The organism is Pseudoalteromonas sp. SG43-8 (genome assembly GCF_014164245.1).
Classification (GTDB): Bacteria; Pseudomonadota; Gammaproteobacteria; order Enterobacterales; family Alteromonadaceae; genus Pseudoalteromonas; species Pseudoalteromonas distincta.
In genome coordinates this window covers 432,022-453,502 of the sequence record NZ_JACJEX010000002.1, presented here as the reverse complement: position 1 = coordinate 453,502, position 21,481 = coordinate 432,022, and the positions used below count along the sequence as shown (strand labels likewise).

Below are 21,481 nucleotides of genomic sequence, written 5' to 3'. Positions count from 1 at the left end.
CAATTGAATAAAAAAACCAAAACCACCAAGGTTCGTAATTATTAAAAACTGACACATCTATATACATACCAAGAAATAATGATGAGTTTATAATCAACCCTAACAACAAGTAGATCGATATAAGATTTTCAATAATGAACAACCTTAAAATAATAATGGCGAAAATAGTTGTTATATCAAACAAAAAGAGCTGAAGATACGATATGTGTTGTATATCTATAAACAGGCTTGAGGAATAAGAAATTGACATAACAAATGATAACCATACAGCTTCTTTTCGAGGTTTGTTAATACTTATAACTAATGAGTACAAAAAAGCCATTAAAAAGCCCCACTGTACAAATGCACCTATGTAAAAAGAGATTGCTGGATTAACTAGAATATTATCCATTATTTTTGAGATTTTTGTTGAATACTAGTGACAGAATCATTAAAACATCGAACATATTTACACCAACAGAATAAACACTCCAATACCACCAAGGCTCATAGTTATACAAGACGTATAGATCGTAATGTAATATTAAGGTAAGCACAGCATTTATTATTAACGCAAAGATGATGAAGTGAAAAGCCATAGAGCGGTGAAGTACTTTAAAGTACTCTAAAATTAATAAAGCTAAAATAGTAACAAAATCGTAGAGCATCGAGTTTAAATATAAACCTTCTAATAAGTCTATATAACCACTAAAAACATATGAGCAGAGCATAAGCGCAGATAAATAAACAGGAGACTTATTTTCTTTATTTATCGTAGAGGTCAAACAATACAGAAAGGCCATTAAAAAGCCCCACTGAGTGAAGGCTTGTACATAAACCATTAGGGGTTCAGTAACGTACATTTAAGCTAAGTTACTTTGTGGGTATCGTTTGACTTGAAGTAATTAAGGAGTTTGCTTTTTAATTTATGAAAACCAAGTAAGTCTCTATCTACAATCAAAATAACAATCATTATAAGATCGATTATATTGACTGAAAATGTATACAAATCCCACAAGAACCAAGGTTCCCTGTTATTGTAAACATACATATCTAAGTACATACACAAACTCAATAATGAATTAACTATAAGGCCTATTAATAAATACATAAATGAGGGAGTTGTTTTTTTTAATAGTAAATAAACTGATAATAAGGCACCCACCGTAGCATAATCATAAAGTGCCCAATCAAGATAAAGTGAGCTTTCAACTGATAACCATGAGAAAAAATAGTCTGATGTAGAATAAGAAAACATCATAATGAAAGAACTGAGCAATAAGGTTGTATTTCTTTTTATATCTAATGAAAAAACAAAAATATTAAAAAAAAATGCCATCAAAAAACCCCACGAGGCAAAAGCTGATAGCGAAAAGAAACCAAAAAACTCAGTTAAAAACATTCATTACCTTCATTAATTATTTTGGTTTATTTGGGGGATAAAGTATCACACCACCACGCTGTAAATCAGTACTCGCAGCAGCCATAGCTTCTTGTGAGATGCTTACTGTATCAGATTGCAGGGTTTTAGGGCTAGCAGTTTGTTCCATTGCAGGCTTTAATTGTTGTGTTTTGTTGTATGCTTGCATTTGTAATTGGCTATTAGCTGAAACTTGCATGTGATTGATCCTTGTAAAAGTTTTAATTATATTTGGTGCAACTTTTAACCACATTATTATGTAGATAAATGCATTACCTGTTTTAAGCAGTGATAGCTATTTTGCTATCTATCTTATACTTAGCAACCAATGTGCCAACTTTTTTTGACGCATTAAAACTCACTCAAAAAAATATAATCAAACCAAACAACTCCGACCAGTTTACTGCAAATATAAAAAAACGCACAGGGATAACCGTACGTTTTTTGTATCCAGGGAGTTTAAGCTACGTATTTACACGGGATCTCCGCACGTGTACTTAGCTTCAAAATATATTCCATTGCTACTTCGTCGCAATTTTCTTTACGAAGGCAAAGTTCACAATCTTTCATTACTTTTTCTGGCAAAGAGTCTTTGCTACAAAAAGTAAAACGTTGCTGTTCAAAAAAATCGGGGACACGGGTCAATACAATAACTCGGTTAAGTGCCAATTTTTTGGCTTTAGCAAGTAGGTGCTCTACAAGCTGCCTACCCTGCCCCGTCACTTTACTTTTTGGGTCTATACCCAATGAGCGTATTTCAGCAAGGCCGGTATCGTAAATGTATAACGATGCACAACCTGACACTTTTCCATTTATTTCAGTAACTGCAAACTCGTTAATAGAGTGCACCATATCGCTTTTTGCACGAGGTAGGTTTTCGCCTACCGTTGCCCAGTGCTGTATAAGTGTGGCAATTGCCTCTACATCATCTAAATTTGCATCACGTACCGTTATTTGCTGTTTTTTTTTGGCTTCTTTAACAGCATTAGTTACTTGCTCAATAGACGTCCCACCAAGCGCTTGACGCGCTTTTATACACGCATCAATTTCAAGTACTGGGTAAACATCATCTTCAAATACAGTGTTTACTGATTTGTACTGCTCAAGTGATAGCTCCTCAAGCGTTTTACCTTCGCTAATCGCAAGCTGTACAAGTACACCAACAATGTGATGCCCTTCTCTAAATGGCACACCTTTAGCAACTAAGTAATCAGCAAGTTCGGTGGCATTAGCGTGGCCGCCTTTTGCCGCTGCTAACGTTTTATCACCATTTACTTTTACGCCTTTAATACATGCTTGCGCCATATGAATACATGCAAGCCATGTTGGCATGGCGTCAAACAGCCCTTCTTTGTCTTCTTGCATATCTTTATTGTATGCAAGTGGCAGCGCCTTTAATGTCATCATCATAGCGCTAAATGCACCAAATACACGTCCGGTTTTACCGCGAATAAGCTCAAGTGCATCAGGATTTTTTTTCTGAGGCATGAGCGATGAGCCTGACGTGACGTTATCAGCAAGCTCTATAAATCCGGCTTCACCTGAATTATAAAAAATCAGATCTTCAGACATACGAGATAAGTGAATCATCGAAATAGACGCACAACTTAAAAGATCTAACACGAAGTCACGATCAGATACGCCATCAAGGCTATTTTTTGTAGCCGCTGTAAAACCTAGCCCATGCGCTAATGCTTGGCGATCAATCGGATAAGCTGTACCTGCTAATGCACCACTGCCTAATGGGCAAAAATTCATGCGCGCTTTAGCATCTTGCAGGCGGCTTTCATCGCGCTCTAGCATTTCTACATACGCCATACACCAGTGGCTAAACAATACTGGTTGTGCGCGCTGTAAATGCGTGTAACCTGGTAATATTGTGCCAAGCTCTCGCTCTGCAAGCGCTACAAACTCGCCTTTTAGCTGTGCAATGGCATCTAGTAAATGATCGGCTGTATCACGGCACCATAGTCTAAAATCGGTGGCAACTTGGTCATTACGGCTTCGGCCTGTATGTAATTTTTTAGCTAAATCACCTACTTTTTCAATTAGAGCAGCTTCAACATGTGAATGAATGTCTTCTGCACCTGAAGTAGCAACTGATTGTGGATCAGCTTTAACTTCTTCAAGTAGCTCATTTAATGCAGCAACTAATTTTGTATGCTCATCACTTGAAAGTACATTTACCTGTTCAAGTGCACCAGCCCATGCCACAGAGCCAATAATATCTTGCTCTGCTAACTGGTAGTCAAAGGGAAGAGAGTCGTTAAATTGCTTAAACGCCTCATCTGGACCCGTAGAAAAACGTCCGCCCCATAATGCCATGAAATCTCTCCAAACCCTGTAATGCCCCTTTTATAAGGGGCTATAAATAATTTACTTTTTAGCCAATGCTGAAATTCTGCTTGAAAGCGAGAATAAACGAATAAAGCCTTCAGCGTGTGACTGGTCATATACATCATCTTCGCCAAATGTAGCAAATGCTTCGCTGTATAAGCTATTTGGTGATTGCTTTTGAACCGCAGTTACTTGACCTTTATATAGCTTAAGTACCACTTCACCTGTTGCCACTTTAGAAAGTGCTTCTGCACCGGCTAAAATAGAATCTTTAAGTGGTGTAAACCAACGTCCGTCATACACTAAATGTGAAAATTCACCACCTAGTACTTCTTTCCACTTACGGCTTGCTTTATCAAGCACTAGCTCGTCAATGGCTTGAAGCGCAGCCATAATTACTGTGCCACCTGGTGTTTCATAACAACCGCGTGACTTCATGCCAACTAAACGGTTTTCTACAATATCAACACGTCCAACGCCATGAGGTGATGCAATATCGTTTAATTTAACTAAACAGTCATATGGTTTAAGTTCTTCGCCATTTACAGCAACCACTTCGCCTTCAACAACTTTTAAAGTTACTAGTTCTGATTTATCTGGCGCTTGCTCTGGAGAGTTAGTCCAAGTCCATACTTGCTCAGTTGGTTGACACCATGGATCTTCAAGCTCACCACCTTCGTGCGAAATATGCCAAGCGTTAGCATCACGGCTATAAATTTTTGTAGCAGATGCTGAACACGGAATGTCACGCTCTGCTAAGTAATCAAGTAATGATTCACGACTCGATAAGTCCCACTCACGCCATGGCGCAATTACTTTTAAATCTGGAGCAAGGGCTGCAAAACATGATTCAAAACGAACTTGGTCATTACCTTTACCAGTACAACCATGAGAAAGTGCATCAGCACCTACTTTACGTGCAATTTCAACTTGTGCTTTAGCAATAATAGGACGCGCCATAGACGTACCTAGTAAATAAGTACCTTCGTAAATCGAGCCCGTTTTAAGTGTTGGATAAATGTAATCACTTACCATTTCATCTTTTAAATCAACAACGTAACACTCTGAAGCACCTGAAGCGATTGCTTTAGCTTCTACGCCTTCAAGTTCTTCTGCGCCTTGACCTACATCCGCTACAAACGCAACAACTTCACAACCGTAGTTTTCTTTTAACCATGGCACGATAGCCGATGTATCAAGACCACCTGAATAGGCTAAAACGACTTTTTTAATTGAACTCATAGGTGTTCCTTAACAAAATTTGGATTTAGTAATGTAACTAGCAAAGCATTTTGCGCGTGCATGCGATTCTCTGCTTGTTGAATAATTTTCGATGCTGGACCATCCATTACCTCAGAGGTAATTTCAAATTCACGGTGTGCCGGTTGGCAATGTAATACCGTAGTTGCACCTGTTTGATCTAGCAATGCCTGATTTAATTGATAAGGCATATATTTTTCTTTAACTTGCTCAAGTGGTGTTGTATCACCCATTGATACCCATGTATCTGCATATACAACGTTTGCACCCACAGCCGCTTCAACACGGTCACTTACCATCACTGATGCGCCATTCATTGCCGCTATTTGCTCTGCCTTTTTAAGAATTTGCGAATCAGGCGAGCTGCCTTTTGGCGTTACAGCAACAAAATCAGTGCCAAGCGTTGCCGCTAAAAGCATTAATGAATGAGTTACATTGTTGCCCTCACCTAAGTAAGCCACTTTAAGCTCGCTCACATCGCCGTGAACTTCTTGAAGCGTTAAAAAATCAGCAAGAGCTTGGCATGGGTGGTATAAATCACACAAACTATTTACTACCGGTACTGATGCGTATTCACCTAATGTAGTTAATGTGCTGTGCTGATTTACGCGCGCAACAATACCATCGGCCCAAGTAGAAATATTAAGTGCGAAATCTTTAATTGATTCACGTGCACCCATAGCGCCATTTTGCTGATCTAAATAAACTGCATGGCCACCAAGGCGGTTAATACCTATATCAAACGATAAGCGAGTACGTAAACTTTGTTTTTCAAACAATGTTACGATTGATTTACCCGATAATACTTGGCTGTATTTTTCTGGCTTTGCTTTTATATCTTGCGCTAACTTTAATAAATTAAGTGCGCCTTCTTGGTCTAATTCTAAACCCGTTAAAAAATTCTCAAACATAATAAACCTATGGTGTAATCTTTGTTCCGACATGCTCGCCTTGCAGCAGAGCAATTAAATTTTCTGGCTTTTGCCAGCTGGAAATATACACACCGCGTCGTAAATGTTGGGCAGCGTGAAGGCTGGTCTTAACTTTGACCTCCATCCCGCCCACAATTACTCCATTTGTAATTAAAGTATCAATGTGTTTTGTGTCAAGTTGATGTAACGGCTGTTTATTTTCGTCAAGCACTGCTTCAACATCCGTCATAAAAATAAGCTCAGCATTTAAGTTACTAGCAATAGCCGCTGCTGCTTCATCTGCATTTACGTTGTACCAAAGCCCTTGCTCATCAAAGCCTATAGAGCTAACGATGGGTAGGCGACCGATTTTAAGTAAATCATTAACAATAGAATCGTCGTTGCTTTTACATTTACCCACTAAGCAAAGCGCTTTTAGCTTTTGAGTGGCAGTAACACCTGCCTCAAAAAGACTTAAGCCCACAGGCTTGTGCCCAGCACTAATAGCTTGAGTCATTAATTGTTTATTAGCGCAACCTGCGAGTGCTCCGACTATATAAGGCATTTGCTCTGCTGGGCTAATACGTAATCCTTGGTGTTTAGCACTGGCAAAACCCGCTTGTTTTAACCATGTATCAACTAAAGCGCCACCGCCATGTACAATCACAAACTCATCATTTGTTTGCTCATTTAATACATCAAACAACGCTTTTGCTGCATTTTCTGTATTAAGTACTGCACCACCTAGTTTAATTACCCACGTTTTTTTACTCATTTAAAACGCTCCTTTTAAACCAGTGGTATGATCTAAATTCATAGAAATATTAATACACTGCAAAGCTTGTCCAGCAGCGCCTTTTAATAAGTTATCAATAGCAGACATCACAATTAACTGCGTTCCTTGTTGCTGCCAGCCAATATCAACAAATGGCTGCTTAGCTACACCTTTAATTGAAGGTACTTTATCGCCTAATAAGCGAATTAATGGCTCGCTCGAAAGTACTTGATAAGCCGATGCAACGTTTTCCTTGGTAACGCCTGGCTTAAGCTGTACATAAATAGTTTCTAAAATACCGCGCGGAAAATTACCTAGATGCGGTGTAAACAACACTTTGTGGCCAAGGTGTTGTTCAATTTCAGGGCCGTGGCGATGGTTAAACAAACCATAAGGTGCAAGCGACACTTCACAAAAATGCGTTCCTACACTGGCTTTACGCCCTGCGCCTGTAACGCCCGAAACCGCATTAATAATAATACTTTCGCTGCTCAATAAGCCTGCTTGCTTAAGCGGTTTTAGCGCATTAAGCGCTGCTGTTGGGTAACAGCCTGCAACAGCAATTAGCTTTGCATTAGCGATAGCATCATGGTTCCACTCAGCTAGACCGTAAGCCGCTTCATTTAAAAGCTCTGGATGTTGATGCTCAAAACCATAGTAAGTAACGTAGTCGTCATTGCTTGCTAAACGATAGCCACCAGATAAATCAAATACCTTTTTACCCATAGCTAAAAATTGCGGCGCTAGATCAACACTTACTTTGTGATCGGTACATAAGCATACGTAATCAGCATCACTTTGAATGTCATCAAAAGCTGATACGCTAAGAGGAAGTAAAGGGCAGTCTAGTAAGCCAAGGTGCTCCGGGTATAAATCACTTAGCAATTTATTTTTATCTAAGCTACCCTCTGATACATAACAGCCTGTTAAAGTTAAGTTTGGATGCTTAGCAACTAAACTTGCTAACTCTGCGCCGCTGTATCCGCTTGCGCCAATAATCACTACATTCATTTGTTACTCGTTATCTTAAAATTAATTACTACTTATCTATAATGTTCGCTTAAACTAGCTTAGACGCTAATTAAGTCTTTTTTATTAATGAATTTTGATTATCGTCGCATTATTTTCATGGCGTTACTTTTAATATATTTATGCTTAAAAAGTGAATTGATATTCATCATAAATACTTTTATATTGTTATGCAATTAAATTGAATAATAATTTTGGATTTTTTTATGCCTTTGCCTTCGTTTATTTCCATGTACCAACAATTGATTGCAGCCCCTTCTATTAGTGCTATTGAAGACAACCTGTGTATGAGCAATAAAAACGTAATCGAACTCCTAGCCAGTTGGTGCGAAACAATCGGTTTTACGTGTGAAATTATAGAATTAGAAGGAGGTAAAGGGCGCTATAATTTATTAGCAAAACGCGGAGAAGGTGATGGCGGATTAATGCTAGCTGGTCATACCGACACAGTGCCTTTTGATGACAGTCGTTGGAATCATAATCCATTTAAACTTACCGAACTCGATAACAAATTGTATGGGCTAGGAAGTATTGATATGAAAGGCTTTTTTGCTTTTGTATTACAAGCGATTAGTGAACTTGATGAAAAGCAGCAAACTCAGCCTATTTTAATCCTTGCCACCGCCGACGAAGAAACAACGATGGCTGGTGCACAACAAATATGTAAGCACCCGAATTTAAAACCTGCGCGTTGTATAATAGGCGAACCTACTGATATGACGCCAGTATTTATGCACAAAGGCCATATGAGTACAGCAATAAGAGTAGTTGGTCGCTCTGGGCATAGCTCCGATCCCGAACGTGGTCTTAACGCCATTGAAGTAATGCATAAAGTGATTACAAAATTAATGATCTTAAAAGAACAATTAAAGCATAAGTATTCAATAAACCACTTCGAAATCCCTTATCCAACATTAAACTTAGGTAATATTCATGGCGGCGATAACGCGAATAGAATTTGTGGTTGCTGTGAAATGCATATAGATATGCGCCCATTACCAGGTTTAAGTGTACAAGAACTACAAGCATTAGTACTCGATGCAACGAAAGAAATAAATCAGCAATACCCAAATGCGGTGAGCGTTATTGATTTACATGAACCAATACCGGCATTTAGTGGTAGCACCGACAGTGCTTTAGTAAAAATGGCTGAAAAAATAGCGGGGCAAAAAGCGGTCGCGGTAAATTACTGCACTGAAGCGCCGTTTATCCAGCAACTCGGTTGTGAAACGATTGTAATGGGCCCAGGCTCAATTAACCAAGCACACCAGCCTGATGAATTTTTAGCGATGGAAAAAATAAAACCATCACAACAAATAATCACTGATCTTATAAAAGCAAATTGCTTTAGCTAATAAGATTACAATAAAGGCGCCAATTGGCGCCTTTATTAATACAGAACTAAGGCCTAATCACCTTTAACTTCTAAGTTAATAAACTTAACTAGTTCTTCAGGTTGCCCTACTAGCATCATAACTTGTTGGTTAATTTCCATCATAGTTTTACCTTCAGGTAGCTTTGCAGACACACTGAATGAATTTAAACCTTTCGCAAAGCTAGTTAAAGCCTCTGCAATATCTTCAGTTACAGGAGCTTGTTGTAACTGTTGTTCTAGCGTCATTTCCATTTGCTCAAGCGTCATACCTTGCTTTTCAAGCTCGCTTGATAGTAAATCTTTTAATTTACCTTGGTTATTTAAGGCAAAGCTAACATTACGCGGCTCTAATTTACTCATTGCTTGCATAACAAGTGTTTGCTGCTGTAATTCTTGTTCATACGTCAGCGGTTGATCACCCGCTTCTTGCTGCGCCTTGCTAATAGCCAATGAAGCATCCATTAACGCTTTTGAATTAGCTAAACCCATATCCATATTAAAACTAACAATGTCTTTTGCATCAAGCTTAACTACTACATCACTATTGCCAGACTCTTCATCGTAATCAAGTGATGAATGTAAGTCGTAACTTGCCGACGCTAACATTTCATTTTTATCAGCTGGTAATTTTAATACGAAGCTTTTATCAAACTGAAAGCTTTTTACATCAAATGATGTATGTGGTGATATTTTATCCGGCTCGTAGCCAGTTATTTCAATGCTTTGAATATTAGCAACATTGTCACCTTCAGGGCTTATTACTTCCATGTTTGTTATTTCTACACTCTTTGAAATAACACTTGCCGATAAACCAGCGTATTTAAATGTAGCGCCAGTTTGCTCGCTTACTAAAGCAAGTTGCTTATCTACTTCTGCACGCACTTCTTGAGTTGCTACGTAGTTTGCGTAACTAACACCACCCACGCCTGCGGCCACAAGAGCTGCCACTATAACTAATTTTTTCATGTCATTTCCTTATTTAATTCTTTCTATAAAGTGTCTCAACTTAAGAGTAACACTGAAGAACATCACCGATAAGTGTTAATTAATCAAACTAAGTAACTCATGTACAGTTTTTACAGGGGTAATTTTAGCGCCTAGCCCCTCCATCGATTTATGGTAATTGCGAAATGGAATATATATTTCTGTAAAACCATGTTGTGCAGCCTCTTTAACACGCGGTACACCACTGTCTATTGGGCGTACATCACCGTTTAAGCTAAGTTCTCCCATAATACACGTGGTACGAGGTACAACAAATTCGTTTAAACTGCTAAGTAACGCGGTTACTAATGCTAAATCGATGCAGGTTTCTGTCTCATCAATTCTTAAACCACCCACAATATTAAAAAACGTATCGTGAAATATTTTAGTTTTAGTATGCTTACGTAATATACCGGTCAGCATTTTTATACGATTCATATTTAAACCAACACAAACACGCTGCGGAAATTCAGCTTCTGTTTCGGTAGTTAAACATTGAATCTCAAGCAATAAATTACGATTCCCTTTACGAATACAGGTAATAGTAGAGCCAGGTGAGTCAGTGGTTGAACCCGATAAAAATATTTCACTTGGATTATCAACACTTAACATCCCACGTTCACACATTTTAAAAATGCCAACAGTATCAATATCACCAAAGCGGTTTTTATTTGCCCTAAGGGTTCGTATTTGCCCATCGTTGGTATCTATGTGTAAAAGCGCATCAACAATATGTACAAGTGTTTGAGGGCCTGCTATTTCGTTATTTTTATTTACGTGAGCAATAATGAACATGGTTACATCATTTTGCTTACAGTACTGAGTTAATGCTTGGGCGGCGCTTTTTACTTGCGAAGGCGAACCTGGGCTACCATTTGCCGTATCGGTTACAACAGCTTGAATAGAGTCAATAACAGCAAACTTAATTTTATTTTTCTCGAGCTCTTCGATGATGGTTTCAACGCTCGTTTCTGAAAGTAAATAAAGCTCTTCCGGGTTATAGTTTAACTTTAAACGATTTACCCTGTTTTTAAACTGCGATAAAGATTCTTCTGCCGTACAGTAAAGTGACGGCATCCGTTGTGACATTCTCGCCACTAAGTCAGATAGCAAAGTTGTCTTACCCGCCCCCGGATCGCCCGAAATTATATTAACAGAGCCAGTAGTCACCCCGCCGCTTAGTACGCGATCAAGCTCGCCGATTTCAGTTAGCTGCTTTTCAGCCTCTGATGTAGCAATATCATTGATTTTTTTAGAGCCACCACCAACACCACCAGCATAACCACCAACGTTCGCTCGTATTGATGCTTTTTTACTGTGCCCTGCTGAAGGCTTAAATTCCGCTAATGTGTTCCACGCACCGCAGCGACATTGACCCTGCCAACGTTGATAGTTCATGCCACATTCGGTACAAACAAATTCTACTTTTGCCGCTTTAGCCATTGATAACTTTACCTACTATTCTTTAATTAAAAAAAATTCTTACTATTAAGCGCTTATTTTGCCATTTCAGGCATTTACTTAGCAACAAACTCTTGCCTGCTTAAAAATCTAGCGTCACAATCAATAAATACACATGGTGTTTCTTTTTAGCTATAATTTAGGGCATACTTTTTGCTTTGTAATAGTTTAAAGTAACTTGCCAATAAAATGGCAAATAACACATACATAACAAGAGCTAAACAGTAGTAACTCAAATAATCGTACCTATATTAATAACATAGCGCGATTTAACGTTTATTGAACTTCTAATAAATGGACTTAACAGTATACCTACTTTTTCAATTAGACGGTGATGGTTTTATAAATGGCTGATGACATAATGCTCAAACACGAAGACCTCGTGAATGAGTTAAAAACATATTTAGGCAACGCTAAATTTGATCTAATTTTCAAATCAAAAACCGCAGGGTTAACTAAACCTGAGCAATTTTTAATGAAAATGGAAATGTCGCGTTTATCTCAGCCAGTGGCACGTTTTGTTGATCTTCGTGGATTAGTGACAGGCCAAGTAAAACCATATGAGCATAACGGCAAGCAACACTTTATGGATGACACAGCCATTGAAGTGTTTGAAAAAGCGCTTAAACAACATGGTGAATACACCTTAGCTGTTTACGAAGCCGTAATGAATACAGAAAATAACCACCGCGTATTACAAAAACAAGCAGCCGAAAAATCAGAGTTACAAGAGTTAGAAAATAACTTAAACACTGAAGTAATTAAGTTTGCCTCTTACGAGAGCCGCCGTGAAGAACGGATGAATTACTCAATAAAAGTAACGATTGATTACAAAGATAAAAAGAACATTGCTGCTAGCACCTCAGATATATCTTTAAGTGGTTGTAAAGTTAAGCTTGCAACGCGCTACTCTATAAAAAAAGGTGAGCTCATCGCAATGCGCTTAGTAGGCCTTGAGCAAGACTTTGAACTTGGCCTAAAAAGCGGTATTCAATACGAAGTTGTTGCAGTAGAAAATATCTCTCGTGAATTTAATCACATCCGCTTAAAGCGCACTTATATAGAAAACAACGATGCCTTTAATGACTTTTTAGAAAGTTTTATTCATGGTAATAAGCGTCGTTATAAAGTAAATCTAGATAATACGCTCGATGCTGTAGTATCAAAGGGGTATGAGCAGTACTACATTCCTCGCGTAACGTCTTTATATGTATTTTTAAGTAAAAAAGATGAGCAATATTACCCAAGCCTTAGCCTTACCACTGAAAATAATATTTTTATTCAGCGCTACTTTACCGATGAAAGAAAAATACCGTGTTTGTACAATATACTTAATCATCAGCGTATTACACAATTACTAACTCAAATTACCGCAGTAAAAGAAGATTACCTCTATACATTTACACATATATCATCAGGTAAAATTTATTACTACTCAGCGACGCGTACAGAGTTAAATAACAACCCTAAATTACGTGATCTATTTTTAGGTTTTGGTAGCCAAAAAGAGAGCTGGCAGTGCTTTAAAATACAAATAATGCCAAGTCATCCAGATGATTCTTTTATACCGCTTTCACTACCTAATAGTGCCGGTGAAAACATAGAAAAATTAAATAAGCCACCTTCACCTCGTGTAAAAGGCCTTATAAAGGATGTTAAGTATATTGTTGTACTTACAAATATTGGCAATAAAACTGAACAAGCAAATTATAAACAACTTACTTTTGATAAAGCATTAGTAAATCAGCTTAAGCACTTTGGCCACGCAAAACACAAAACACCACCCTACTTAGATATTGTGCCACTTGAATACGTAAATTTACGCTCGCATAAGCGCTATCTTTATAAAACACCAGTTAGTGTTACTATTAATGATGAGGTATTTAACGGCTATACACGTGACTTTTCGGTAATGGGTTTACAGTTAGAGTGCGAACAAACTGCCACATTTAAAAAAGGCGATATAGTACTTTTAGCATTCCCTGAACTTCAAAAAATAACTAAAAAGCATAAGCTTAGTGAACTAAAGTACGAAGTAATGGCCATCAGTAAGTCATTTACTACTATTAACCTAAAAGCAAATCGTATTGCTGATTTACCCCATGCTGGCGTGACCTTTTTCACTCAGCTAATAGAAGGTAATAAAGACAAACTTAAAGTATCTGAAGAAGCACCTAAAGTAGAAGGCTTATCTACCGCACTTAGAAATATGGTAACAAAAAGCGTTTGCCAATTTCCGCTATATTTACACAAAGAAGCCGCACACTTTAAAACGGGTGCAATTGGATATGGGTTATACGCCAGCCCTATGCACGTAATTTTGCAAAACTTTGGTTTATTAAGTAACAAAACTGACTTTTCGAGCATTCTGACTGAAGAGCAAATTATTAATGTAATAACACCAAATATCAAAGATCGCAGCCGCCAAGATGCACCACTTGCTTTTACACTTGCTATTAACTTCGACCCTCGAAAAGGCAGTATTGAAGAGGCTATTGTTAGCCAATGCGCTTTAGGTGAAGACTACTCAAGCTTTTATAAACAAATTAGTAAAGGTATTACATCGCAACTTATATTCGTAATGCGTTTGTATATATCGCGCACAGGTCGCCCCGATACTGATTACCTTTCTAATGAGCTAAAATACGTAAGTCAGTACGCAATGCACAAAGCTAAAGATTTAGAAGAAGCCTTATGGGCCGTAGCTGGTGTGGGTGATGTAGTAGATATAACTGAAGAAGCGCTAAGCCATTTAGAACTTAAAAAAGAGCAAGTTGCACAAATGAGCCGCCGTAAGCTAATTTGGTTAAACCGCTTACGTTAAGCGGTTTAACTTAATTTATTTTAAAGTGTTGGTTGTTTTTCTAACGGAATAGCCAACATATACAACAATTGCAATAATGACCCTTCACAAATAGCCGCTTGTGCTTGCTCAACCACTTTAGGCTTACCATGCACGGCCACACCTAGGCCTGCTTTTGCCATCATCACTAAATCATTTGCGCCATCTCCAATAGCTACAGTTTGTGCTTTTTTAAGCCCTAGCTTTTGCTGAAGCACCTCTAAAACGACCGCTTTTTGCTGCGCATCGACAATCGTACCCAGTACTTTACCTGTTAGCTTGTCGTCTTTAAATTCGAGCACATTAGCGTGCACTTCATCTAAATTAATCAGCTCTTGTACACGCTCTGCAAAAGGCACAAAACCACCTGAGGCAATCGCCAAATACCAGTTATGTTGCTTTAAAATTTGGCACAGTATTTTAATACCAGGCATCAATGGTAATGAACTTTTCAGTTCTTCAATTAAGCTTTTTTCAATACCTTCAAGCTTAGCTACACGCTGATATAAACTCTCACTAAAATCAAGTTTACCCGCCATTGCAAGTGCAGTTACAGAGGCAACTTCATCGTATACGTTCGCAAGGCGTGCTATTTCGTCTATGCACTCAATAGTTATTGCAGTTGAATCCATATCCATAACCAATAAACCAGGCTCATATAAATTAGGCGGAGTAGTAACTTGCACTAATTGACAATCAAGCGTGTTTGAAAATTCTTGTAGTACTAACGGGTTTATAGTTTTATCTGCATTTTGCGCGTAAAAACACAGTGCTGGTGCAAGCCCTAAATCAGGTTGGTATTGGCATATAGCGGTGACGTTTTGGTTATGTGTCGCTAAAAAGTCAACAATATTGGCAATGTGTTTTTCTGCAAAATCACCTGCAAATGCGATGCTAAATAACCCTAATGCTTTGTTTGGAATATAATCGAGAGGTGTAGATACACCACCACTATAGCTAAACCATTTATTTAGAGTTAAGTGTTGTAATGGTTGCTCAGCAGCTTGCTGTGCCATGTTGATTTGCGACATGGGATCTCCGTGTTTATTTTTATTTTCCTGATAGTTGGCATCTCAAAACTGCTATTCTCAACACTAAATTCGCCATCAGGTGGGGTTTAAGGTTATAGTTAGTGTAGTTGTAACATCAAATCAAAATGCTGTCAGTAGCATAAACGGTGACTATGAAAAATAACCATATTAAAAACCCTATAAGCGCATCCCAAAGAAAGCGACTCGTTCGCTTAATTCTTGCGGCTGGCTGTTTTGTATTACTAAGCTGGGTGGGTGTTAATAGTAGTTTTCAGAGTCACCAGTTACTTTACGATAGCGCCGACAGCACCGCAAAAAGCCTCACTCAGTTTATGGCTTTAAATGTTAAAACACCTTTAATCGAAAAAAATAAACCCCAGCTCAATGCAATTTGTAACGATATAAGTAAAGATGAGTTCGTGCTTTCGGCCACTATTTACGATCAACAGGGTATTTTATTAGCCAGTAGCGACAATTGGCAGTCACACCATATTTATGGTCAACTTTCTGATTCTACCCCCGGAATAAGTAAGTTAAAAACACCTTTTATGGAACCTGTTATAAGCGATGATGACCGCCCTATAGGTTTTGTATCTATTACTTATTTAACTCGCGCTGCAATATCCGATAGCCATAATCATTTTCATGACTTAGGCAGGCAGGTTTTACTAATGCTAGTGATTGCTTGTATTTTTACGTGGCAGTTAGGCCGTGGATTAAAGCGCTGGCAGGTAAATCGTTATATGCAAAAAACATCTGAACAAGAATCATAAAGCTGCTTTGCAAGCGTCTCTTTTTCGCTGTGTGGCTTTAAATCACATAGTGCGTCAAACACATCAGGTAAATGCAATGGCGTGTTAACCTCCCCTTGGTAGCCACTTAACGGCATTGAAGGTGAATCCGTTTCAAGCACTAAGTGCTCGGGCTCAATAGCGGCAATAACAGCACGGGTTTTAGCTGCACGTTCATAGGTAATAACACCGCCTACGCCAAGCTTAAAGCCCTGTTTGATATAATACTTCGCTTGTTGGATTGAACCTGAAAATGCATGAATAACTCCCCCATTTTTTGGCTTACAACGTTTAAACGCTTGCGCAATTAAATCATGGCTTTGCCTGTGATGTACAATGAGCGGTAAGCTTAGCTCGTTAGAAAGCTTTATTTGCTGTTCAAATAAATAAGTTTGTTTAGAGAGGTTTTCAATGCTTCTATCAAGCCCACACTCACCAATGGCCACTAACTGATGCTTATTTGTAGTTGCAAACTCGAATAACGCTTCTATGTGCGATTCTTTATGTTGATCTAAGAAGTAAGGATGTAGCCCTGCCGCTATTTTTATACTTGGATAGGTTGCTTTGAGCTCTATAAGAGTATGCGATTGAGCAAGCGTAATACCCGGTACAACAAACTGATTAACTCCCTTTGCTACACACTCGGTTATGAGCGATTCACGACTTGAATCAAACTCACTAAAATCGAGGTGGCAATGAGAGTCAATAAATTGCACGGTTACTTACTCATCTATTTATTAAGGGTTTAAGCGTGTAATTTGCCAGCTGTTATCTGCTTGGCGCTGATACATAAAACGGTCATGTAAACGATGCGCCCCACCTTGCCAAAACTCAATTTTAGTGGGCACTACACAATAACCGCCCCAAAAATCAGGTAATGGAATTTCACCTTTAGCAAACTTGTTTTTCATATTAGCAAAGGTTTCCATGAGTACTTTACGTGATGACACCGGACGACTTTGCGCTGATGCCCACGCTGCTAATTGGCTTTCTTTAGGACGAGATAAGAAGTACTTTGCCACAGCAGAAGTTGGTAATGGTTTAGCCTCGCCATAAACAATAACTTGGCGTTCCATGTGATGCCACGGAAAGTGCAAGGAAATTTTGTTATTGCCTTTAAGCTCCTGCGCTTTACGCGAACCTGTATTGGTAAAAAATACAAAGCCGTTATCATCCAGATGCTTTAAAAGCACTATACGCTGTGAAGGCTGACCGGTTTCATCAACAGTTGCTACAACCATCGCTGTTGGATCGGGTAATTGGCTTGCTACAGCATGCTCAAGCCATGTTTCAAACTGCTTGAATGGGTCATCTTGCAAGTTATCTTCGCTTAACGCGTCTTGCAGGTATTCACGGCGGATATCTTCGAGTTTCATAACAAATCCTTTAAATAAAGACTTAGAAAAGAGCTTAGAGTAGCGAGCTTAAAACAATAGATATTGAGTAATAACAAGTATCGAGTCTCAGGTATATACGATAGAAATAGCACCGAGTCTCAGGTGTATCGTTGGGTTTCGTTTCACTCAACCCAACCTACAATGTAAAACATTACATCTGCAAGTGTAGAAGTGCTGACAAGGCGGAGTGCTTTTTTATGCCAAGGAGCATACATTTAGTATGTGACTTAGGCTAAAAAAGCACGACAACGCAGTCAAAGCGAACTACACGCAGCAGACGGTTCACCTAAGTAGTTTAGCCTAAGACAAGGCGTCCAACCCGACTTATCCCTATGAGCATACGGTTTGTATGTGATTAGGATAAGTCGGATTGGATAACGCAGTATTAGGTTAAAATACGACGGTGATTACATTTGCTCCATGACTTCAATGCCTAGCAAATCTAATCCCGTTTCTAAAGTTCTTGAAACCAAATTACACAATACTAAACGGCTATCGCGCACGCTTGGCTCTACGCCTTCTTTAAGTACTGGGCAGGCTTCGTAAAATGTCATGTATAAGCTTGCAAGCTCGTATAAGTAACCACATAGTACGTGCGGTGTTGCTTCGCTGATCATTAAATCAAGTACTTCTTCGAGCTGTAGTAGCTTAAGTGCAAGTGCTTTTTCTTGAGGCTCAACAATTGCAACGTCTGAATTTAATGTAGCAGCATCAACGCCTGACTTACGGAAAATACTGCGTACGCGTGTATAAGCATATTGTAAGTAAGGAGCTGTTGCGCCTTCAAAACTTAGCATGCTGTCCCAGTTAAAAATGTAATCACTGGTACGGTGCTTAGAAAGGTCGGCATATTTAACTGCGCCAATACCTACTTTACGGGCAATTTCGCTGCGATCGCTATCACTTAAATCAGACTCACGTTCAGCTAATTTTGCTGCTGCGCGGTTAATTGACTCTTCTAATAAATCAGCAAGTTTTACTGTGCCACCAGTACGTGTTTTAAATGGTTTATTATCGGCGCCCATCATGGTGCCAAACGGGCAAAACTCGTAGCTTGTTTCGTCTCTTAATAAACCAGCTTTACGCGCTGTTAGCTCTACTTGGTTAAAGTGTAGATTTTGACGTGCATCTACAAAAATTAAGATGCGATCAGCACCTAATTTATTTGAACGGTAGTCACATGCCGCTAAGTCTGTTGTTGCATATAAAAAACCACCGCCAGATTTTTGTACGATAAACGCTGATGGCTCGCCATCTTTATTAGCTAGCTCATCTAAAAACACCACTTGCGCGCCTTGCGACTCTACGGCAATGTTTTTATCTTTAAGTAGGCTAATAATATCGTTAAGCTCTGCATTGTATGCGCTTTCAGCCATAATATCGGCTTGGGTAAGCGTTACATTTAAACGCTTGTATACTTCTTCAGAGTGTTTAACTGAGGTGGCTATAAATAGTTTCCAAAGTTTTTCACAGTGCGCATCGCCGCCTTGTAATTTAACAACGTAGTCACGTGCTTTATCTGCAAAGCCTTCTTCGTCGTCAAAGCGTTTTTTAGCATCGCGGTAAAAAGTTTCTAAATCAGCAAGCGCAACAGTATCTAAGTCAACGCCTTGACTAATTTGATCTTCTAAATGCGCGATTAACATACCAAATTGCGTACCCCAATCACCCATATGATTTTGGCGCACAACCGTATCGCCTCTAAATTCAAGCGCACGTACAATTGAGTCACCAATAATAGTTGAACGTAAATGACCTACGTGCATTTCTTTAGCTAGGTTTGGTGATGAATAATCAACAACAACTTTTTGTGGCTTAGCGTGCTCGTTTACAGCTAGTTTTGCATCATTGTTAGCCGCTTTAACGCTTTGCGCTAAAAACTCAGGCTTTAAATGGATATTAATAAAACCAGGACCCGCAATTTCAGTCTTTTGTGCAATATCGCTTACATCAAGGTTATCAATAATTTTTTGTGCAAGCTCACGCGGGTTGCTTTTCATTTTTTTAGCTGCGCCCATGGCTGCATTAATTTGGTAATCACCAAATTGTGGACGCGTGCTTTGCGTTACTGCCGGGTTTGTGTCTTCAGGTAAGCCTGCACCGACCATAGCTGCAATGGCTTTTTCAATTAAAATAGTACGAATATTCATATTTTTTTACCTTTATAAACCCGCCAAAGCAGGTTTTCTTTTAATTCTTGTAAATGAGCTCTAGTTTTCGCGTGTATGGCTAAACGTTACTTCTGGGTAACGCTCTACCGATAAGTTAAGGTTTACACGGCTCGGTGCAATGTAAGTTAAGTTATCACCGCCATCGAGAGCTAAATTGCTTTCGCATTTACGTTTAAATTCTTCAAACTTTTTAACGTCATCACTGCTTACCCAGCGTGCCGTATTCACGTTTACGCCTTCATAAATAGCATCAACGTTATATTCTGCTTTTAAACGCGCTACAACCACATCAAACTGAAGTACGCCTACCGCGCCTACTATTAAGTCGTTATTAATAAGTGGTCTAAATACCTGTACAGCCCCTTCTTCAGAAAGCTGTACTAAACCTTTTAGCAATTGCTTTTGCTTAAGCGGATCGCGAAGGCGAATACGACGAAATAGTTCAGGGGCGAAGTTAGGAATACCACTAAATTTAAGTTTTTCGCCTTGCGTGAACGTATCACCAATTTGAATTGTACCGTGGTTATGCAAGCCAATAATGTCGCCAGCGAAAGCATCTGCGGCACGTTCACGATCGCCCGCCATAAAGGTTACCGCATCAGAAATGCTCACTTGCTTGCCAATTCGCACGTGGTTCATTTTCATGCCTTGGCTGTACTTACCCGATACAATACGCATAAATGCAATACGGTCACGGTGTTTAGGGTCCATGTTGGCCTGAATTTTAAATACAAACCCGGTAAAGTTTTCTTCAGTTGCAACAATTAGTCTGTCTTCGGTTTCACGTGGTAATGGCGTTGGCGCCCACTTAGTTAAACCATCTAACACGTGATCAACACCAAAGTTACCAAGTGCGGTACCGTAATAAACTGGCGAAAGCTCACCGGCTAAAAACAGATCTAAATCAAATTCGTTTGATGCACCAATAACAAGCTCAAGCTCATCACGTAACTGCGCAGCTAAGTCTTCACCAATGGCTATATCTAACTCTGGATTATCAAGGCCTTTAATTGTGCGAACATCTTGAATTTTATGACCTTGGCCCGTTTTATATAAAACAGCTTCATCATTATGAATGTGATAAACACCTTTGAACTCTTTACCACAACCAATTGGCCAAGTAATGGGTGCACAGGCAATATTTAGCTCTGTTTCAACTTCGTCCAGCACTTCCATTGGGTCGCGAATATCACGGTCACATTTGTTCATAAATGTAACAATAGGTGTGGTACGCAGGCGTGTAACTTCCATTAGCTTACGGGTACGGTCTTCTACACCTTTAGCCGCATCAATAACCATTAAGCACGAATCTACTGCTGTTAATGTACGGTACGTATCTTCAGAGAAATCTTCGTGTCCTGGCGTATCAAGTAAATTAACAAGTGCGTCGTTATATGGAAATTGCATTACAGACGTAGTAACTGATATACCACGCTCTTTTTCCATTTCCATCCAGTCAGATTTAGCATGCTGGTTAGAGCCGCGACCTTTTACAGTACCAGCTCTTTGAATAGCTTGTCCGAATAACAATACTTTTTCGGTAATCGTTGTTTTACCAGCATCCGGGTGAGAGATGATAGCAAAGGTCCTTCGCTTGCTGATTTCATTGATAATAGTCTGGTCTGCCATTGATAAATTCTTTTAGTTTATATGCGGGGTTGAATGCATTTTAATAAGCGTCTGCGAGTAAACCCGTTATGTTGATCGTAATTAACTAC

General features: G+C 39.0%; 17 protein-coding genes. 3 read left to right on the top strand and 14 right to left on the bottom strand.

What is annotated here, in order from left to right; translation table 11 throughout:
• Positions 1–847: 847 nt before the first annotated feature.
• From H5122_RS07290 to argC, 7 genes are all read right to left on the bottom strand, one after another.
• Complete coding sequence (locus tag H5122_RS07290; protein ID WP_024596069.1) at positions 848–1,381, bottom strand: hypothetical protein; 534 nt, start codon at positions 1,379–1,381, stop codon at positions 848–850.
• Positions 1,382–1,397: 16 nt separating this feature from the next.
• The gene (locus H5122_RS07285; protein ID WP_024596070.1) at positions 1,398–1,598 is read right to left on the bottom strand and encodes a hypothetical protein; all 201 of its coding nucleotides are present in this window, start codon (positions 1,596–1,598) and stop codon (positions 1,398–1,400) included.
• Positions 1,599–1,858: 260 nt separating this feature from the next.
• A complete protein-coding gene (gene argH, locus H5122_RS07280) occupies positions 1,859–3,724 on the bottom strand; it encodes an argininosuccinate lyase (protein ID WP_149602222.1) in 1,866 nt (621 codons plus the stop codon).
• Between the two features lie 51 nt (positions 3,725–3,775).
• A complete protein-coding gene (locus H5122_RS07275) occupies positions 3,776–4,978 on the bottom strand; it encodes an argininosuccinate synthase (RefSeq protein ID WP_007377844.1) in 1,203 nt (400 codons plus the stop codon).
• A complete protein-coding gene (locus H5122_RS07270; RefSeq protein ID WP_149593651.1) occupies positions 4,975–5,907 on the bottom strand; it encodes an ornithine carbamoyltransferase in 933 nt (310 codons plus the stop codon). The genes H5122_RS07275 and H5122_RS07270 overlap by 4 nt, the downstream gene beginning before the upstream one ends.
• Before the next feature lie 7 nt (positions 5,908–5,914).
• Entirely contained in the window at positions 5,915–6,682 is a 768-nt protein-coding gene (gene argB, locus H5122_RS07265; RefSeq protein WP_182681802.1) for an acetylglutamate kinase, read from the bottom strand.
• Positions 6,683–7,693, bottom strand: a complete 1,011-nt coding sequence (argC, locus tag H5122_RS07260) for an N-acetyl-gamma-glutamyl-phosphate reductase (protein WP_024596072.1) — start codon at positions 7,691–7,693, stop codon at positions 6,683–6,685.
• A 224-nt stretch (positions 7,694–7,917) separates the two neighbouring features.
• Here argC and argE point away from each other — a divergent pair, with 224 nt between their 5' ends.
• On the top strand, positions 7,918–9,066 hold the full coding sequence (gene argE / locus H5122_RS07255) for an acetylornithine deacetylase (RefSeq protein ID WP_149602219.1): 1,149 nt from the start codon (positions 7,918–7,920) through the stop codon (positions 9,064–9,066).
• Positions 9,067–9,119: 53 nt separating this feature from the next.
• Here argE and H5122_RS07250 read toward each other — a convergent pair whose 3' ends face one another.
• Positions 9,120–10,052 (bottom strand): hypothetical protein, encoded by a 933-nt coding sequence (locus tag H5122_RS07250; RefSeq protein ID WP_182681801.1) that lies wholly within the window; start codon positions 10,050–10,052, stop codon positions 9,120–9,122.
• A 75-nt stretch (positions 10,053–10,127) separates the two neighbouring features.
• Entirely contained in the window at positions 10,128–11,513 is a 1,386-nt protein-coding gene (gene radA, locus H5122_RS07245) for a DNA repair protein RadA (RefSeq protein ID WP_182672976.1), read from the bottom strand.
• Positions 11,514–11,877: 364 nt separating this feature from the next.
• On the opposite strand from radA, the gene H5122_RS07240 reads away from it, so the two are divergent.
• Positions 11,878–14,355, top strand: coding sequence for a PilZ domain-containing protein (locus H5122_RS07240; protein ID WP_182681800.1), 2,478 nt, complete (start codon positions 11,878–11,880; stop codon positions 14,353–14,355).
• 20 nt (positions 14,356–14,375) lie between these two features.
• On the opposite strand, the gene serB is transcribed toward H5122_RS07240, so the two are convergent.
• Entirely contained in the window at positions 14,376–15,404 is a 1,029-nt protein-coding gene (serB, locus tag H5122_RS07235; RefSeq protein ID WP_182681799.1) for a phosphoserine phosphatase SerB, read from the bottom strand.
• 152 nt (positions 15,405–15,556) lie between these two features.
• On the opposite strand from serB, the gene H5122_RS07230 reads away from it, so the two are divergent.
• A complete protein-coding gene (locus H5122_RS07230; protein ID WP_182681798.1) occupies positions 15,557–16,177 on the top strand; it encodes an AhpA/YtjB family protein in 621 nt (206 codons plus the stop codon).
• On the opposite strand, the gene H5122_RS07225 is transcribed toward H5122_RS07230, so the two are convergent.
• From H5122_RS07225 to prfC, 4 genes are all read right to left on the bottom strand, one after another.
• Complete coding sequence (locus H5122_RS07225) at positions 16,144–16,911, bottom strand: TatD family hydrolase (RefSeq protein ID WP_182681797.1); 768 nt, start codon at positions 16,909–16,911, stop codon at positions 16,144–16,146. The genes H5122_RS07230 and H5122_RS07225 overlap by 34 nt on opposite strands.
• 21 nt (positions 16,912–16,932) lie before the next feature.
• Positions 16,933–17,571 (bottom strand): pyridoxamine 5'-phosphate oxidase, encoded by a 639-nt coding sequence (gene pdxH / locus H5122_RS07220; RefSeq protein WP_002958774.1) that lies wholly within the window; start codon positions 17,569–17,571, stop codon positions 16,933–16,935.
• Between the two features lie 428 nt (positions 17,572–17,999).
• Positions 18,000–19,742: an arginine--tRNA ligase gene (gene argS / locus H5122_RS07215; protein ID WP_002958775.1), complete on the bottom strand. Its 1,743-nt coding sequence runs from the start codon at positions 19,740–19,742 to the stop codon at positions 18,000–18,002.
• 60 nt (positions 19,743–19,802) lie between these two features.
• Entirely contained in the window at positions 19,803–21,392 is a 1,590-nt protein-coding gene (prfC, locus tag H5122_RS07210; RefSeq protein WP_002958776.1) for a peptide chain release factor 3, read from the bottom strand.
• Between the last annotated feature and the right edge of the window lie 89 nt (positions 21,393–21,481).

What these genes read in the sequence shown, in the direction of transcription:
- H5122_RS07290 (WP_024596069.1), bottom strand. Translation starts at nt 1,381, where the DNA reads ATGTTTTTAACTGAGTTTTTTGGTTTCTTTTCGCTATCAGCTTTTGCC.
- H5122_RS07285 (WP_024596070.1), bottom strand. Translation starts at nt 1,598, where the DNA reads ATGCAAGTTTCAGCTAATAGCCAATTACAAATGCAAGCATACAACAAA.
- argH (WP_149602222.1), bottom strand. Translation starts at nt 3,724, where the DNA reads ATGGCATTATGGGGCGGACGTTTTTCTACGGGTCCAGATGAGGCGTTT.
- H5122_RS07275 (WP_007377844.1), bottom strand. Translation starts at nt 4,978, where the DNA reads ATGAGTTCAATTAAAAAAGTCGTTTTAGCCTATTCAGGTGGTCTTGAT.
- H5122_RS07270 (WP_149593651.1), bottom strand. Translation starts at nt 5,907, where the DNA reads ATGTTTGAGAATTTTTTAACGGGTTTAGAATTAGACCAAGAAGGCGCA.
- argB (WP_182681802.1), bottom strand. Translation starts at nt 6,682, where the DNA reads ATGAGTAAAAAAACGTGGGTAATTAAACTAGGTGGTGCAGTACTTAAT.
- argC (WP_024596072.1), bottom strand. Translation starts at nt 7,693, where the DNA reads ATGAATGTAGTGATTATTGGCGCAAGCGGATACAGCGGCGCAGAGTTA.
- argE (WP_149602219.1), top strand. Translation starts at nt 7,918, where the DNA reads ATGCCTTTGCCTTCGTTTATTTCCATGTACCAACAATTGATTGCAGCC.
- H5122_RS07250 (WP_182681801.1), bottom strand. Translation starts at nt 10,052, where the DNA reads ATGAAAAAATTAGTTATAGTGGCAGCTCTTGTGGCCGCAGGCGTGGGT.
- radA (WP_182672976.1), bottom strand. Translation starts at nt 11,513, where the DNA reads ATGGCTAAAGCGGCAAAAGTAGAATTTGTTTGTACCGAATGTGGCATG.
- H5122_RS07240 (WP_182681800.1), top strand. Translation starts at nt 11,878, where the DNA reads ATGGCTGATGACATAATGCTCAAACACGAAGACCTCGTGAATGAGTTA.
- serB (WP_182681799.1), bottom strand. Translation starts at nt 15,404, where the DNA reads ATGTCGCAAATCAACATGGCACAGCAAGCTGCTGAGCAACCATTACAA.
- H5122_RS07230 (WP_182681798.1), top strand. Translation starts at nt 15,557, where the DNA reads ATGAAAAATAACCATATTAAAAACCCTATAAGCGCATCCCAAAGAAAG.
- pdxH (WP_002958774.1), bottom strand. Translation starts at nt 17,571, where the DNA reads ATGAAACTCGAAGATATCCGCCGTGAATACCTGCAAGACGCGTTAAGC.
- argS (WP_002958775.1), bottom strand. Translation starts at nt 19,742, where the DNA reads ATGAATATTCGTACTATTTTAATTGAAAAAGCCATTGCAGCTATGGTC.
- prfC (WP_002958776.1), bottom strand. Translation starts at nt 21,392, where the DNA reads ATGGCAGACCAGACTATTATCAATGAAATCAGCAAGCGAAGGACCTTT.